General features: G+C 68.9%; 13 protein-coding genes. 10 read left to right on the top strand and 3 right to left on the bottom strand.

Annotated elements, in window-relative coordinates; all coding sequences use genetic code 11:
• Positions 1–162 precede the first annotated feature (162 nt).
• The 3 genes from GH815_RS01505 to GH815_RS01515 are packed head-to-tail and all read left to right on the top strand — an operon-like array spanning position 163 to position 2,956.
• The gene (locus GH815_RS01505; protein ID WP_153746953.1) at positions 163–1,050 is read left to right on the top strand and encodes an ABC transporter permease; all 888 of its coding nucleotides are present in this window, start codon (positions 163–165) and stop codon (positions 1,048–1,050) included.
• Positions 1,047–1,850, top strand: coding sequence for an ABC transporter permease (locus GH815_RS01510; protein ID WP_153746954.1), 804 nt, complete (start codon positions 1,047–1,049; stop codon positions 1,848–1,850). Before GH815_RS01505 ends, GH815_RS01510 begins: the two co-directional genes overlap by 4 nt.
• Entirely contained in the window at positions 1,847–2,956 is a 1,110-nt protein-coding gene (locus tag GH815_RS01515) for an ABC transporter ATP-binding protein (protein WP_343030604.1), read from the top strand. Before GH815_RS01510 ends, GH815_RS01515 begins: the two co-directional genes overlap by 4 nt.
• 70 nt (positions 2,957–3,026) lie before the next feature.
• On the opposite strand, the gene GH815_RS01520 is transcribed toward GH815_RS01515, so the two are convergent.
• Positions 3,027–3,572 (bottom strand): rRNA large subunit pseudouridine synthase E, encoded by a 546-nt coding sequence (locus GH815_RS01520; protein WP_343030605.1) that lies wholly within the window; start codon positions 3,570–3,572, stop codon positions 3,027–3,029.
• Positions 3,569–4,513 (bottom strand): ABC transporter ATP-binding protein, encoded by a 945-nt coding sequence (locus GH815_RS01525; RefSeq protein ID WP_153746955.1) that lies wholly within the window; start codon positions 4,511–4,513, stop codon positions 3,569–3,571. Before GH815_RS01525 ends, GH815_RS01520 begins: the two co-directional genes overlap by 4 nt.
• A 96-nt stretch (positions 4,514–4,609) precedes the next feature.
• On the opposite strand from GH815_RS01525, the gene GH815_RS01530 reads away from it, so the two are divergent.
• The 3 genes from GH815_RS01530 to polA all read left to right on the top strand — a co-directional run bounded on the left by GH815_RS01530 (position 4,610) and on the right by polA (position 8,444).
• Positions 4,610–4,819, top strand: a complete 210-nt coding sequence (locus GH815_RS01530; protein ID WP_153746956.1) for a zinc-finger domain-containing protein — start codon at positions 4,610–4,612, stop codon at positions 4,817–4,819.
• The gene (locus GH815_RS01535) at positions 4,816–5,586 is read left to right on the top strand and encodes a DsbA family protein (RefSeq protein WP_153746957.1); all 771 of its coding nucleotides are present in this window, start codon (positions 4,816–4,818) and stop codon (positions 5,584–5,586) included. The genes GH815_RS01530 and GH815_RS01535 overlap by 4 nt, the downstream gene beginning before the upstream one ends.
• A gap of 62 nt (positions 5,587–5,648) precedes the next feature.
• Positions 5,649–8,444 (top strand): DNA polymerase I, encoded by a 2,796-nt coding sequence (gene polA, locus GH815_RS01540; RefSeq protein WP_153746958.1) that lies wholly within the window; start codon positions 5,649–5,651, stop codon positions 8,442–8,444.
• A gap of 39 nt (positions 8,445–8,483) precedes the next feature.
• On the opposite strand, the gene GH815_RS01545 is transcribed toward polA, so the two are convergent.
• On the bottom strand, positions 8,484–9,062 hold the full coding sequence (locus GH815_RS01545) for a DUF1285 domain-containing protein (RefSeq protein ID WP_153747004.1): 579 nt from the start codon (positions 9,060–9,062) through the stop codon (positions 8,484–8,486).
• Positions 9,063–9,145: 83 nt separating this feature from the next.
• On the opposite strand from GH815_RS01545, the gene GH815_RS01550 reads away from it, so the two are divergent.
• The 4 genes from GH815_RS01550 to GH815_RS01565 are packed head-to-tail and all read left to right on the top strand — an operon-like array spanning position 9,146 to position 15,829.
• Complete coding sequence (locus GH815_RS01550; RefSeq protein ID WP_153746959.1) at positions 9,146–10,153, top strand: AAA family ATPase; 1,008 nt, start codon at positions 9,146–9,148, stop codon at positions 10,151–10,153.
• Entirely contained in the window at positions 10,150–11,025 is an 876-nt protein-coding gene (locus GH815_RS01555; protein ID WP_343030606.1) for a DUF58 domain-containing protein, read from the top strand. Before GH815_RS01550 ends, GH815_RS01555 begins: the two co-directional genes overlap by 4 nt.
• Positions 11,025–13,781, top strand: a complete 2,757-nt coding sequence (locus GH815_RS01560; protein ID WP_153746960.1) for a DUF4159 domain-containing protein — start codon at positions 11,025–11,027, stop codon at positions 13,779–13,781. The genes GH815_RS01555 and GH815_RS01560 overlap by 1 nt, the downstream gene beginning before the upstream one ends.
• On the top strand, positions 13,778–15,829 hold the full coding sequence (locus GH815_RS01565; RefSeq protein WP_153746961.1) for a hypothetical protein: 2,052 nt from the start codon (positions 13,778–13,780) through the stop codon (positions 15,827–15,829). The genes GH815_RS01560 and GH815_RS01565 overlap by 4 nt, the downstream gene beginning before the upstream one ends.
• Positions 15,830–15,866 lie beyond the last annotated feature (37 nt).

Genomic DNA, 15,866 nt, shown 5'->3' on the forward strand with positions numbered 1-15,866 from the left:
CCTTGCCGACCCGTCTGCATGGCGGGTGCGGCGCGGGCCGCGCCCGTTCCGCCGCCTTTTCGGGCAGGCGCCCGATTTTTCGTCCGCCATGGCCCGTGCGGGGCTTGCGCAGGACAGCAACCCTACACATGATCGCCGCGAATCTGGAGGCGCGCGCAACGGATGAGCGACAGGATCAGGGGGCCGCGGATCGGCCGGAGCGAGGCGGCGCAGGGCTACCTGCTGGTGGCGACGCCTTTGGCCTATGCGCTGTTGCTGCTGGCCGTGCCGCTGGGCGCGATCGTGCTGTTCAGCTTCTGGTCGCAGGATTACCTGACCATCGACACCACGCTGACGCTCAAGAACTACCGCGAGGCGCTGTCCGATCCGCTTTATCGCCAGTTGTTGCTGCGCTCGCTGATGATCTCGGCGGCGGTGACGGCGGCGACGGTGCTGACCGCCTTTCCCATCGCCTATTACGTCTCGTTCTATGTCCCGCCCGAACGCAAGGCGATGTGGATCTTCCTCATCACCATCCCGTTCTGGACCTCGTACCTGATCCGGGTTTTCCTGTGGAAGGTGATCCTGGGCTATAACGGGGTGTTCAACACCACGCTTCTGGGCCTTGGTATCATCGACGAACCGCTGACCTTCATCCTCTACAACGCGAATGCGGTGGTCATCACGCTTGCCCATGCCTATGCGCCCTTCGCGATCCTGCCGATCTTCGTGGCGCTGGAAAAGATCGACCGCTCGCTGCACGAGGCCAGCCGCGATCTGGGCGAGGGGTACCTCTCGACCTTCTGGCGGGTGACGCTGCCGCTTGCGATGCCCGGCGTGGTGGCGGCGGTGCTGATCGTGTTCATCCCGACCATCGGCGATTACGTCACGCCGATGCTGGTGGGCGGGCCGGACGGCCGGATGATCGCCAACATGATCCAGACCCAGTTCCTGCGGCTGAACAATGCGCCGATGGGCGCGGCGCTGGCGGTGCTGACCATGGCGATGGTGTCGGCGGTGGCGCTGGTCTTCGTCTTCCTCAACCGCCGTTTCCTGCGAGGCCGGCAATGAAACGCCCGCTGCGCGTCTACGCGATCCTCTATCTCGCCTTCCTCTATGCGCCGATCGCGCTTCTGCCGGTCTTTGCCTTCAATGACGGCACGGTGATCGCCTTCCCGCTGCGCGGATTCACCTGGGGCTGGTTCGAGCAACTGACCGAAATCCCGGCGTTGCATGCCGCCGTGCTGAACAGCCTCAAGATCGCGGTCAGCACCGCGATCCTGGCCACCTGTCTGGGCGTTCTGGCCGCGCGCGCCGCCACCCGCTTTGCCTTTCCCGGCAAGAAGGGGGTGATGGGGCTCATCATGCTGCCGCTCGTGCTGCCCGAGATCATCGTCGCGGTCTCGCTTCTGGTGGTGCTGCTGCAACTGGGGCTGTCGCTGGGCGCCTGGACGGTGATCCTGGGCCATGTGCTGATCGCGACGCCGTTTTCCATCGCGATCCTGAACTCGGCCTTCCAGGGGCTCGACCTGTCGCTCGAGGAGGCGGCGGTCGATCTGGGCGAAACGCGGCTGTCCAGCTTCCGGCTGGTCACGCTGCCGCTGGTGATGCCGGGCATCATCTCGTCGCTGCTGATCGCCTTCACCATCTCGCTTGACGAGTTCATCATCGCCTTCTTCCTGACCGGGACCGAACCGACGCTGCCCGTCTATCTCTGGGGACAGTTGCGCTTTCCGCAGCGGCTGCCGGTGATCATGGCGCTGGGCACGCTTCTGGTGCTGGCCTCGGTGCTGTTGCTGGCGATTGCCGAATATGCCCGCCGCCGGGGCGCCGCGCGCACCGGGCAGAAAGACGCCGGAGGATTCCTGTGAAAGACACGCGCGCCACCGCCCGGCCGATCATCACGCTGGAGGCGGTCGAGAAGTATTACGGCGACTACCATGCGCTGCGCGGCATCAGCGCCGAGATCCGGCAGGGCGAGTTCTTCTCGCTGCTCGGCCCCTCGGGCTGCGGCAAGACCACGCTGCTGCGCACCATCGCAGGCTTCGAGGATCTGTCCGCAGGGCGGCTTTTCATCGACGGGCAGGACATGGCCGGGGTGCCCGCGAACAAGCGGCCCACCAACATGGTGTTCCAGTCCTACGCGATCTTTCCCCATCTCAGCGTGGCCGAGAATGTGGGCTTCGGCCTGCGCCGTACGCGGCTGTCGAAGACCGACAAGGCCGCCAGGGTCGAGGCCGCGCTCGCCATGGTGGGACTCTCGGGCTATGGCGGACGCGCGGCGCATGCGCTGTCGGGCGGCCAGCGCCAGCGGGTCGCGCTTGCGCGCGCGCTGATCCTCGAACCCACGGTCCTGCTGCTCGACGAGCCGCTCTCGGCGCTCGACAAGAAGATGCGCGACCAGATGCAGGGAGAGTTGCGCCGACTGCAACGCCAGGTCGGCATCACCTTCATCCTCGTCACCCATGACCAGGAAGAGGCGCTGATCATGTCCGACCGCATCGCGGTGATGTTCGAGGGCCAGATCGCGCAGCTCGACACGCCGCAGATGCTCTATCGCCGCCCGGTCAGCCGCAAGGTAGGCGAGTTCATCGGGGTGATGAACTTCCTGCCCGCCCGCGCCACCGTCGCCGACGAAACCCATATCGAGGTCGAGGCCGCCGGGCTCGGCCGCGCCGTGATCGGCCCCGACCAGCTGCCCGGCGGCTGGCATCCCGGCCAGACCCAGAGCGTCGGCATCCGCCCCGAAACCATGTCGATCCTCTATCCCGGCGAAACCACCGACCGGCGCGTGGCGACCGGCGTGGTCGAGGATCTCTCCTATTACGGCGACATGACCTATTACGAGGTCCGCCTTGACGGGGTCGAGCGGCCGATGACCATCTCGATGAAGAATCTCGTCGGTCGCCCCGTTCTGGAACGCGGCACCGAGGCCCGCGTCGCCTGGGACGCGCGCTCGCTGGTGCTGTTCGCCTGAGCCTTCTTCTGGCCGGAAATATCCCGGGGGGAGTCCGCAAGGACGGGGGGCAGCGCCCCCCTTTCCGGCCTCAGGCCGCGCGCCACGCCCCGCTGTCCAGCCCCGCCAGCGTCCATTCGCCGATCCGCCAGCGGATCAGCCGCAGGGTAGGGTGGCCCACCGCGGCCGTCATCCGGCGCACCTGCCGGTTGCGGCCCTCGGTGATGGTCAGTTCGATCCAGCAATCGGGCACCGACTTGCGGAACCGCACCGGCGGCGTGCGCGGCCACAGCCCGGGCGGGTCGCCCTCGATCCGGCGCACCCCGGCGGGCCGGGTCGGGCCGTCCTTCAGCGTCACGCCTTGGCGCAGCGCCTCAAGCGCGGCGTCAGAGGGAACCCCCTCGACCTGCACCAGATAGGTCTTGGCCATCTTGTTGCGCGGATCGGCGATGCGGGCCTGCAACTGCCCGTCATCGGTCAGCACCAGCAGCCCCTCGCTGTCGCGGTCGAGCCGCCCGGCGGGATAGACGCCAGGGATCTTGATGAACCCCGCCAGCGTCGGTCGTCCGCCGCCGCCTTCGTCGGTGAATTGCGACAGCACCCCCCAGGGCTTGTTGAACAGGATCACCCGGCTCACGCAGCGCCCCTGGAGGAGGTCAGTTCCACGAACACGTCCTCGAGATTCGGTTCCTCGGTCGCGATGTCGCGGATGGTGATGCCCGCGCTGCGCACCGCCTCGATCACGGCGCCGGTGGCGATCTGGCTGCGCCGATAGGTAAAGCACAGCGCGCCGTCGCGGCGGGTGCAGGTCTCGACCCCGGGCGGCATGGCGGGCGGGGTGCCGACAGGGTCTTCGGGGTGGATCACCAGCGTCTTGGCATCCATCCGTCCGATCAGGGCCGCGGTCGAATCCCGGGCGATCACCTCGCCATGATTGATGATCGCGATCTCGCCGCACATCTGTTCGGCTTCTTCCAGGTAATGCGTGGTCAGGATGATCGTGGTGCCCTGTTCCTCGTTCAGGCGGCGGATATTGGTCCACAGCATCTGGCGCAGTTCGATATCGACGCCCGCGGTCGGCTCGTCCAGCACCAGCACCTGCGGTCGATGGACCAGCGCCTTGCCCAGCAACAGCCGCCGCCGCATCCCCCCGGACAGGTTGCGCGCATAGGCATCGGCCTTGTCCTCCAGCCCGATGGCCTTGAGGATGCGGTCGGTGATGCGCTGCGATTTCGGCACGCCGTAAAGCCCCGCCTGCACCTCCAGCGCGGCGCGGGGGGTAAAGAACGGGTCTATGTTCAACTCCTGCGGCATGACCCCGATGGCGGCGCGCGACTGGCGCGGGTTCACATCCTGATCGAAGCCCCAGATCCGCACCTTGCCCGAGCTTTTCAGCACGAGCCCCGCCAGAATGTTGATCAGCGTGGACTTGCCCGCGCCGTTCGGCCCCAGCAGGCCAAAGATCGCGCCCGCCGGAATGGCCAGATCGACCCCTTTCAGCGCCTGTTTCGGGGGCTGGCTGCCGCTGGCGGCATAGGTCTTGGTCAGCCCTTCGATCTCGATCGCGTTTTCGCCCATCTCGCGCCTCTGCCGCTTGCCCGTCACGGGGGCATCGCTATCATGCCCCCTGACCTAACGCGACCCCGTCGCCCCGGCAACGAGCGGAGCCCAGAGATGACCACAAATGCCTCCCGCGACCCGCGCGCGATCGACGCCCCCGAGACCGAGATCGTGCGCCAGTGGCGCGTGGCCTGCGATGGCTGCGGCCCCGCGCTGGGCCATCCGCGCGTCTGGCTGGTGATCCCGCACGAGACGGGCTTTGTCGATTGCGGCTATTGCGACAAGCGCTTCGTGCATGAAAGCTTTGCCGACCGGCTGGGATGAGCGCGCCCGACCCGCGCGGGCGGCTGCGGCGCAACCTGTTATGGCTGGGGGGCATCGCGCTGGCCTATGGGGCCATCGCCTCGGGGCCCGGGCTGTGGCGGCGGGCCTTTCCGCCCGGCTTCGATTTCGCGCCGATTGCGGGCCTGCCGGGGTTCCGGCGGCTTGAGCAGGGCGCGGTTTCGGCGGGTTCGCCGCTGCTGATCGGGCTTGATCCCGATACCGCGCCGCGGCTGCCGGTGGGCGATCCCTGTGCGGCGCTGTTTGGGGGCGCGCTCGGCGCGGGGGCGGTGCCGGTGGCCTATTTCACCGATGTGCGCTGCGCCTGGTGCCGGGTGATGACGCCCCTGCTGCGCGAACGCGCCGGGGGGGCGGCGCCCTCGATCCGGCTCGCCTGGCATGAACTGCCGCTCTTGGGCGAGGCGTCGGTTCTGGCGGCGCGCGCGGTTCTGGCGGCGGCCGAACAGGGCGCGGGGCCTGCCTTTCACGCGCGGATCGCGGCCGGGCGGCTGGTGCCCACGCCCGAGGCGCTGGGCCGGCTGGCCGATGCGATGGGGCTGGATGGCGCGCGGCTGCGCACCGAGATGACGGCACCCGGGATCGACCGTCAACTGGCGCTCAGCCGGGGGCTGGCGGATCTGTTCGGCTTTTACGGCACGCCCGCGCTGGTGGTGGGCCGCACCGCCGTTCTGGGCCGGATCGAGGGGGCCGATCTGGACCGGCTGATCGCGCTCGAAGCCGCCGAGGCCGCCACCGCGCCCTGTGCCTGAAGGCTGGCGAAGCGCGCGCCATCGTGGCAAGACCGGATCGCACGGCCAAGGGGGACAAGGACATGGGCACGACATTCGGCAAGGGCTGCCATCTGCACCTGATCGACGGCTCGGCCTTCATCTTTCGCGCCTTTCACGCGCTGCCGCCGCTGACGCGGAAATCCGACGGGCTGCCGGTGGGCGCGGTCTCGGGCTTCTGCAACATGATCCACAAATATGTGGAGGACAATTCCGGCCCCGATGCGCCGACCCATGTGGCCGTGGTGTTCGACAAGGGCAGCCACACCTTCCGCAACGATCTTTACGATCTTTACAAGGCCAACCGGGACGAGATGCCCGAAGATCTGCGCCCGCAGATCCCCCTGACCCGCGAGGCGACGCGCGCCTTCAACATCGCCTGTCTGGAACAGGAGGGGTTCGAGGCCGACGACATCATCGCTACCCTGACCCGTAGGGCGGTCGAGGCCGGGGGGCGGGTGACGATCATCAGTTCGGACAAGGACCTGATGCAGCTTGTCGGCAATGGCGTCGAGATGCTGGACGCGATGAAGGGCAAGCGTATCGGGGTCGAGGAGGTCGAGGAGAAATTCGGCGTCCGCCCCGACCGTGTCGTGGATGTGCAGGCGCTGGCGGGCGATTCGGTCGACAACATCCCCGGCGCGCCCGGCATCGGGATCAAGACCGCCGCGCTTTTGATCCAGGAATTCGGCGATCTGGAAACGCTGCTGGACCGCGCGGACGAGATCCCCCAGCCCAAGCGGCGCCAGACGCTGATCGAGCATCGCGCGCAGATCGAATTGTCCAAGCGGCTGGTGACGCTGGATCAGGCGATGCCGCTGGAGGTGACGCTGGACGATCTGGAGGTGCGCAGGCCCGATCCCGCCAGCCTTCTGGCCTTCCTGAACCAGATGGAATTCCGCACGCTGACCCGGCGCATCGCCGAGGCGCTGGGGGTCGATGCACCCGCCGCCGCCGACCCCGCCCCGGCCGCGGCCGAGGCCCCCGCGCGGCTGCCCTTCACCCCCGAAACCTATGAATGCGTGCGCGACGCGGCGGCGCTGCGGGGCTGGATCGAGGCGGCGCAGGCGCGGGGCTGGGTCGCGGTCGATACCGAGACCACGGGGCTGGACGAGATGCGCTGCGATCTGGTCGGCATCTCGCTGGCGGTCGAGCCGGGGCGGGCCTGTTACATCCCGCTCGGCCACAAGACCGGCGGGGGCGACCTGTTCGGCGCGGATGCGCTGGCCGAGGGGCAGATGCCGCTGTCCGAGGCGCTGGCGCTGCTCAAGCCGCTGCTCGAAGACCCCGCCGTGATGAAGATCGGCCAGAACATGAAATACGACGCCAAGGTTCTGGCCCGCCATGGCATCACGGTCGCGCCCATCGACGACACGATGCTGATGTCCTACGCGATGCATGCCGGGCTGCACGGGCATGGCATGGATGCGCTGTCCGAACGCTATCTCGACCACAGCCCGATCCCGATCAAGTCGCTGCTGGGCACGGGCAAGGCGCAGATCACCTTCGACCGGGTGCCGATCGACGAGGCAGTGAAATATGCCGCCGAGGATGCCGACATCACCCTGCGCCTCGCGCAGCTGTTCAAGCCGCAATTGCACCGGGCAAAGGTGACGACCGTCTACGAGACGCTGGAACGCCCGCTGGTCGCGGTGCTGGCCGAGATGGAGATGACCGGCATCAAGGTCGACCGCGACACGCTTTCGCGCATGTCGAACGCCTTTGCCCAGAAGATGGCGGGGCTGGAGGCCGAGATCCATGAACTGGCAGGCGAAAGGTTCAATGTCGGCAGCCCAAAGCAACTGGGCGAAATCCTGTTTGACAAGATGAGCCTTTCGGGCGGCAAGAAGGGCAAGACCGGCGCCTATGGCACCGGGGCGGATGTGCTGGAGGATCTGGCCGCCGAGGGCCACGACCTGCCCGCCCGCGTGCTGGACTGGCGCCAGATCGCCAAGCTGAAATCGACCTATACGGATGCGTTGCAGGACCATATCCATCCCGAAACCGGCCGGGTGCATACATCCTATGTCATCACGGGCGCGGTGACGGGGCGGCTGGCCTCGACCGATCCGAACCTTCAGAACATCCCCGTCCGCTCCGAAGACGGGCGGCGCATCCGCGAGGCGTTCGTGGCCGATGCGGGCAAGGTTCTGGTCAGCCTCGATTACAGCCAGATCGAGCTGCGCATCCTTGCCCATGTCGCAGGCATCGACGCGCTGAAACAGGCGTTTCGCGACGGTCACGACATCCACGCCATGACCGCCTCCGAAATGTTCGACGTGCCGCTCGACCGGATGACGCCCGAGATCCGGCGCCGCGCCAAGGCGATCAATTTCGGCGTGATCTACGGCATCTCTGGCTTTGGCCTTGCCCGGCAATTGCGCATCCCGCGCGGTGAAGCGCAGGGCTTCATCGACCGCTATTTCGAGCGGTTTCCGGGGATCAGGGCCTATATGGAGGCCACGGTGGCCTTCGCCAAGGCGAACGGATACGTCCAGACCCTGTTCGGGCGCAGGATCCACACGCCCGAGATCGGCGCCAAGGGGCCGCAGGCAGGCTTTGCCCAGCGCGCCGCGATCAACGCGCCGATCCAGGGCACGGCAGCCGACATCATCCGCCGGGCGATGATCCGGATGCCCGCCGCGCTGGGCGGTCTGCCTGCGCGGATGCTGTTGCAGGTGCATGACGAGCTTGTGTTCGAGGTGGAGGCGGGCGCGGCGGACGACCTGATCGGCCGGGTGCGCGCGGTGATGGAAGGGGCAGCGATGCCTGCGGTGAAGCTTGACGTGCCGCTTGTGGTCGATGCCGGGCAAGGCGCGAACTGGGCCGCGGCGCATTGACGGCAGCCGCCGGGCGCCCCGCACCCCCCAACGCATGGTTCAGGGCAACTCGGCCGCCGGGATCACGGGGAAGAACGCCCCGCCCGAGCGCAGCCCGAACCAGTCCTGCCCGTCCTGCGGTTCAACCGTGCCGATCTCGACCAGCCGGTAAAAGCTCTTGCGGTCGATCCGCGCCTCCAGCCCGCCGCGGACATGAACATAGGGCGCAGGCTCGCCCGTCGCGGCGTCGCGCAGCACGCGGATCGGGTGATCGGCGCCTGCGGCCACGCGGTCGCCGACATTGGTGACAAAGGTCAGGATCTGCGCCGCGCCCTCGCCCGCACGCTCGAAATCCACTGCGATGAAGGGGGCATCCTCGACCGTGATCCCCACCTTCTCGACCGGCGTGACCAGGAAGTACCGCCCGTCCTCGCGTTTCAGGATGGTCGAAAACAGCCGCACCAGGGGCGCCCGGCCGATCGGCGTGCCCATGTAGAACCAGGTGCCGTCGCGCGCGATGCGCATGTCGATATCGCCGCAGAAGGGCGGGTTCCACTTGTCGACCGGGGGGAGTTTGCCCTCGCACGCGGCGGCACGCGCCGTTTCGGCCAGCCTGTCGGCATCCGGTTTCACGATCATTTGTGGCGCTTCGGTTTTTGCCATTTGTGACGCGGGCGATATGTGGCGATACTGACCCATATAGGATCGCAGGGAGGAATGTCATGTCCGACGAGACCGCACTCGTGGCCGAGATCGAGGCGCTGGGCGCGCGGCTGGCCGAGGCCAAGGACAGCATCACCCGGCGCTTCATCGGGCAGGAGCGGGTGGTGGACCTGACGCTGTCCGCGCTTTTGTGTGGCGGGCATGGGTTGCTGATCGGCTTGCCGGGGCTGGGCAAGACGCGGCTTGTCGATACGCTCTCGACGGTGATGGGCTTGCAGGGCGCGCGCATCCAGTTCACGCCCGACCTGATGCCGGCCGACATTCTGGGCTCGGAAGTGCTGGACACCGGCGAGGACGGTTCCCGCGCGTTCCGCTTCATCGAGGGGCCGATCTTCTGCCAGCTTCTGATGGCCGACGAGATCAACCGCGCCAGCCCCCGCACGCAATCGGCGCTGTTGCAGGCGATGCAGGAAAAATCGGTCACCATCGCGGGGGCGGCGCATCCGCTCAAGCCGCCCTTCCATGTGCTCGCCACCCAGAACCCGATCGAGCAGGAAGGCACCTATCCGCTGCCCGAGGCGCAGCTTGACCGTTTCCTCGTGCAGATCGACGTACCCTATCCCGACCGCAAGACCGAGCATGACATCCTGATCGCGACCACCGGCGTCGAGGAAGATGCCGCGCATGAGGTGTTCAGCGCCGAGCAGTTGATCGCCGCGCAGAAACTGGTGCGCCGGATGCCGGTGGGCGAGGCGGTGGTGGAACTGATCCTCGATCTGGTGCGCGCCTGCCGTCCGGGCGAGCCCGAGGCGCCGCAGATCGTGCGCGACACCGTGGCCTGGGGGCCGGGGCCGCGGGCGGCGCAGGCGCTGATGCTGACCGTGCGGGCGCAGGCGCTGCTGGAGGGGCGGCTGGCGCCCTCGGCCGATGACGTTCTCAAGATGGCCGCGCCCGTGCTGACGCATCGCATGGCGCTGAGCTTTGCGGCCCGGGCGCGCGGCGAGGGGCTGCCCGAGGTGATCGAGAGTGTTGCGCGCGAGACATTGCGGGTCGAGGCCGCGGCGTGAGCGATCCCGCCGCCCTCCGCGCCCGGGCCGAGGGGCTGGCAGCCGCGCTGCCGCCGCTGCTGGCCGATGCCGAGCATCTGGCCCAGGCCGTGCTGCTGGGCGAACACGGGCGCAGGCGCGCAGGCACGGGTGACGAGTTCTGGCAATACCGCCCGGCCCATGCGGGCGACGGCGCGCGGCGGATCGACTGGCGGCGCTCGGCCCGGTCGGATGCGCATTTCGTGCGCGAACGCGAATGGCAGGCGGCGCAAAGCGTGCTGCTCTGGGTCGATGCGTCGGCCTCGATGGGGTTTTCGGGGGCGAAGTCGCATCCGACCAAGGCCGAACGCGCGCGGGTGCTGGCGCTGGCCGTGGCGGTGCTGCTGACGCGCGGCGGCGAGCGGGTGGGGCTTTCGGGCACCGGCCTGCCTGCGCGGCGCGGGCCGCTGCAATTGTTGCGCATTGCCGAGGCGCTGGGCGGGGCCGACCCCGCGGCGGATTACGGCGCCCCCGAGGCGCGCAGCATGCCGCCCCATTCGCGCGCGGTGTTCCTGTCGGATTTCCTGGGCGATCCGGCGCCGGTCGAGCGGGCCTTGACCGAGGCCGCCGACAAGGGCGTGAAGGGCGCGATGTTGCAGATCCTCGATCCTGTCGAGGAAGCCTTTCCCTTCGACGGCCGCACGATCTTTGAAAGCATGGGTGGCAGCCTGCGCCATGAAACGCTCAAGGCGGGCGATCTGCGCGGGCGCTATCTGGACCGGCTGGCGATGCGCAAGGCGCGGCTGGCCGATCTGGCCCGGGCGACGGGCTGGCATTTCTCGACCCATCACACCGGCGAGTCGGCGCAGGGCTCGCTGCTCTGGCTCTTTCGCGCGCTGGAGCGGGTGCATTGATGTGGACCCTGGGCGGCATCGGGTTTACCGCACCCGCGCTCCTCTGGGCGCTCTTGGCGCTACCTGCGTTGTGGTTGTTGCTGCGCGCGGTGCCGCCCGCGCCGATCCGGCGGCGGTTTCCCGGTGTGGCGCTCTTGCTGGGGCTGACCGATGACGAGACCCAGACCGACAAGACGCCCTGGTGGCTCTTGCTGCTGCGGATGCTGGCGGTCGCGGCGCTGATCCTGGGCTTTGCAGGCCCCGTGCTGAACCCGCAGGAGCGGCAGCCGGGACAGGGGCCGCTTCTGGTCTTCATCGACGGCACATGGGCCGATGCGCGCGACTGGCCGCGCCGGATCGACCGGGTGGCCGCGGCGCTGGACGAGGCCGGGCGCGACGGGCGGCCCGTGGCGGTCGTGCAGGCGACGGCCCTGCCCGAGGCGGGGCTGCCGTTCCAGTCGGCCGAAGCCTGGGCCAGCCGTCTGGCCGGGCTGAAGCCCGCGGCATGGCTGCCCGATCCGGCGGCCCTGGCCGACTGGGCCGGGGCGCTGGAGGGCGGGTTCGATACGTTCTGGATGTCGGGCGGGCTGGATTACGAGGGGCGGCGCGACCTGATGGCCCGATTCGAGGCGGCGGGAACGCTGCGGGTCTTCGAAAGCCCGCGCCCGGTTCTGGCGCTGCGGCCCGCGATCTTCGAGGATGGCGCGATCCGGCTGACCGCGCTGCGCGCCGGGCCGGGCGAGGCGTCCGAGATCACGCTGGCCGCGACGGGGCGCGATCCGGCGGGGGTGGAACGGGTGCTGGCGCGGGTGCCGGCCGGTTTCGAACCGGGCGAGGGCGAGGTCACGGTCGAGCTGGTCGTGCCGCCCGAATTGCGCAACCGGATCAGCCGCTTTGCCATCGAGGGGGTGCGCTCTGCCGGGGCGGTCAGCCTGACCGATGACAGCCTGAAACGGCGCCGCGTGGCGCTGATCGCGGGGCGCGACGACCGCGAGGGGCTGCAACTGCTCTCGCCGCTGTTCTACCTGCAAAAGGCGCTGGAGCCGACCGCCGATCTGATCGACGGCGCGCTGGCCGACATCATCCTTGCCAGCCCCGACGTGATCGTGCTGGCCGATGTCGCGACGCTGTCGGCCTCCGAGGCCGAGGCGTTGCAGGATTGGGTCGAGCGGGGCGGGCTGCTGCTGCGCTTTGCCGGGTCGCGGCTGGCGGCCTCGGATATGGGGCGCGATGCCGAAGACCCGCTGATGCCGGTGCGGCTGCGCGCGGGCGGGCGCACGGTGGGCGGCGCGATGAGCTGGGGCGAGCCCAAGGCGCTGCGTCCCTTTGCCGAAACCTCGCCCTTCTTCGGGCTGGCGATTCCCGAGGATGTGCAGGTCAGCGCACAGGTCATGGCCCAGCCCGATCCGCAACTGGCCGAGCGCGCAATCGCGGCGCTGGCCGATGGCACGCCGCTGGTCACGCGCAAGCGGCTTGAAGACGGGCAGGTGGTGCTGTTCCACGTCACCGCGAATGCGGAATGGTCCACGCTGCCGCTGTCGGGGCTGTTCGTGCAGATGCTGGAACGGCTTGCGGTCTCGACCCGCCCGGCCCGACCCGAAGCCGCCGAGTTGCGCGGCACGACCTGGGTGGCGGAAACCGTGCTGGATGGCTTTGGCGAGGCGGGCGATGCGGGCAACCTGCCCGGCATCCCCGGCGAAAGGCTGGCCGGGGCAGGGCCCGGCCCCGACCTGCCGCCGGGACTTTATGCAGGCGAGGATCGTCGGCTTGCGCTGAACGTGATCGGCCCCGACACCGCCCTGACGCCCGCAAGCTGGCCCGCCCGCATCCCGGTCGAGGGGCTGACCGTGGCGCGCGAGACGCTGCTGAAGGGCTGGGTGCTGGCCGCGGCGCTGGCGATCCTGGCGGCCGATATTCTCGCTTCGCTCTGGCTGTCGGGGCGGCTCAGGGGGCAACGCTCGGGCGCTGTTGCGGTCCTGCTGCTGGCGCTGATGCTGCCCCGGGGTGCCGAGGCGCAGGCGGATGATCTGGCGCTGAGGGCAACGACCGAGGTGGTGCTGGCCCATGTGCTGACCGGCGATGCGCGGGTGGACGAGGTGGCGCGTGCCGGGCTTTGGGGGTTGTCGCAGAAGCTGATCCAGCGCACCTCGATCGAACCGGCGGAGCCCATCGCGGTGAACCTGGAAACCGACGAATTGTCGTTCTTCCCTTTCCTCTACTGGCCGGTGACGGCGAACCAGCCGATGCCCTCGCCCGAGGCCTATGCGCGGCTCAACCGCTACCTGCGCACCGGCGGCATGATCCTGTTCGACACCCGCGATGCCGATGTCGCGCGCTTCGGCGGTGCCTCGCCCGAGGGGCGTCGGCTTCAGCAACTGGCCCGGCCGCTGGACGTGCCGCCGCTGGAGCCGGTCCCCCCCGATCATGTGCTGACCCGCACCTTCTACCTGCTGCAGGATTTCCCCGGCCGCCACATCAGCCGCGATGTCTGGGTCGAGGCCGCGCCGCCCGATGCCGAACGGGCCGAGGGGATGCCGTTTCGCGATCTGAATGACGGGGTGACGCCGGTGGTGATCGGCGGCAATGACTGGGCGGCGGCCTGGGCCGTCGATGCGCAGGGCGGCGCGATGTTCCCGGTGGGCCGCGGCTATGCGGGCGAACGGCAACGGGAAATCGCCTATCGCTTCGGCATCAACCTGATCATGCATGTGCTGACCGGCAACTACAAATCCGACCAGGTCCATGTGCCCGCGCTGCTGGACAGGCTGGGCCAATGACAGGCAACGTGATCTTCGATCCGCTGATCCCCTGGCCGCTGGTCTGGCTTCTGGCGGCCCTTGCCGTCGCAATCACCGGCTTCGCGCTCTGGCGCGGGCTGGCGGGCTGGTGGCTGCGGGGGCTGGCGTCGGCGGCGATCCTAGCGGCGCTGGTCAACCCCGCGCTTCAGACCGAGGAACGTAATCCGCTGTCGGATATCGTGGTTCTGGTGGTCGATGAAAGCGCCAGCCAGCGCCTTGCCGACCGGCCCGAGCAGACCGCGCGCGCCATCGCCCGGATCGAGGCGCAGGTGGCGGCGCTGGAGAATACCGAGTTGCGCATCGTCCGCGTCGGCGATGGCGAGGGCAATGAGGGCACGCTGCTGATGACCGCGCTGGCAGCCGCGCTGGCCGAGGTGCCGCGCGCCCGGCTGGCGGGGGCGATCCTGTTGACCGACGGGCAGGTGCATGATCTGGACCGCGCGCCGCCCATGGCCGCGCCGCTGCATGCACTGCTGACCGGACAGCGCGACGACTGGGACCGGCGGCTGGTGGTGCGCAATGCCCCGGCCTTTGCGATCCTTGGCGAACAGGTCACGCTGACGCTGCGGATCGAGGATCAGGGCGCGGTGCCCGCCACGATGGGGCCGACAACGCAGGTCCGGGTGTCCATCGATGGCGGGCCCGCGCAAAGCTACACGGTGCCGCTGAACCGCGATATCGACGTGCCGCTGGTGCTGGACCATGCGGGCCGGAACGTGATCCAGTTCTCGGTCGCGGTCGAAGAGGGCGAACTGACCGACCGCAACAATGAGGCGGTGGTGCAGATCAATGGCGTGCGCGACCGGCTGCGTGTCCTGCTGGTCTCTGGCGAGCCGCATGCGGGCGAGCGGACATGGCGCAACCTGTTGAAATCGGACAGTTCAGTGGATCTGGTCCATTTCACCATCCTGCGCCCGCCCGACAAGCATGATGGCGTTCCTGTCTCCGAATTGTCGCTGATCGCCTTTCCCACGCGCGAGCTGTTCGTCGACAAGATCGACGAGTTCGACCTGATCATCTTCGACCGCTACAAGCGCCGGGGCATCCTGCCCGCGCTGTACCTGGAAAACGTGCGCGACTATGTGCGCAAGGGCGGCGCGGTGCTGATCGCGGCCGGTCCCGATTATGCCAGCGCCGAGTCGCTTTACCGCTCGCCGCTGGCCGACATCCTGCCCGGCGCCCCCACGGCCCGGGTGATCGAGGAAGGCTATCGCCCCGCGATCACCGATCTGGGCCAGCGCCATCCGGTGACCGAGGGGCTCGAGGCCGAGGCGGATGGTCCGTGGGGCCGCTGGTTCCGGCTGATCGAGGTCGAGGCGGCCAGCGGGCAATCGGTGATGTCCGGCCCCGGCAACCGGCCGCTTCTGGTGCTTGACCGGGTGGGCGAGGGGCGGGTGGCGCTGATGGCGTCCGACCATGCCTGGCTGTGGAGCCGCGGCTTCGAGGGCGGCGGGCCGCAACTGGAACTGCTGCGCCGTCTGGCGCACTGGATGATGAAGGAACCGGATCTCGAGGAGGAATCGCTGGGTGCCAGTGCCGAGGGGCAGCGGATGGCGATCACCCGCCGCTCGCTGTCGGAAGGCCCGCGCAGCGTCGAGATCACCCGCCCCGATGGCGAGACCGAGACGCTGGAGCTTGAGGAAACCGCACCGGGCCGGTTCCAGGCGACCTATGAAGGGCCGGAGATCGGGCTTTACCGTCTGTCGGATGCGGAACTGGAAACCGTGATCGCGCTGGGACCGTCTGCGCCCCGCGAATTCGAGGAAACGATCGCCAGCGGCGCGCCGCTGGCCCCGGCGGTCGAGCCGACGCGGGGCGGCATCCTGCCGATCCATGCCGGGCTGCCCGACATCCGCACCGTGCGCGAGGGACGGCTTGCCGCGGGCCGGGGCTGGATCGGGATCACCCCGCGCGGCGCCTATCTGACGGCCGATCTGCGCATCACGCCGCTGGCGCCTGCCTGGGTCATGCTGCTGCTGGCCGCCGCACTCAGCCTTGGCGCCTGGCTGCGCGAGGGGCGCCGCTAGGGTGGGGGCCAGAGGTTTCCCCCGCAGGATGGCCCGC

Origin of the sequence: Rhodovulum strictum (assembly GCF_009649175.1) — a bacterium.
Taxonomy (GTDB): domain Bacteria; phylum Pseudomonadota; class Alphaproteobacteria; order Rhodobacterales; family Rhodobacteraceae; genus Rhodovulum; species Rhodovulum strictum.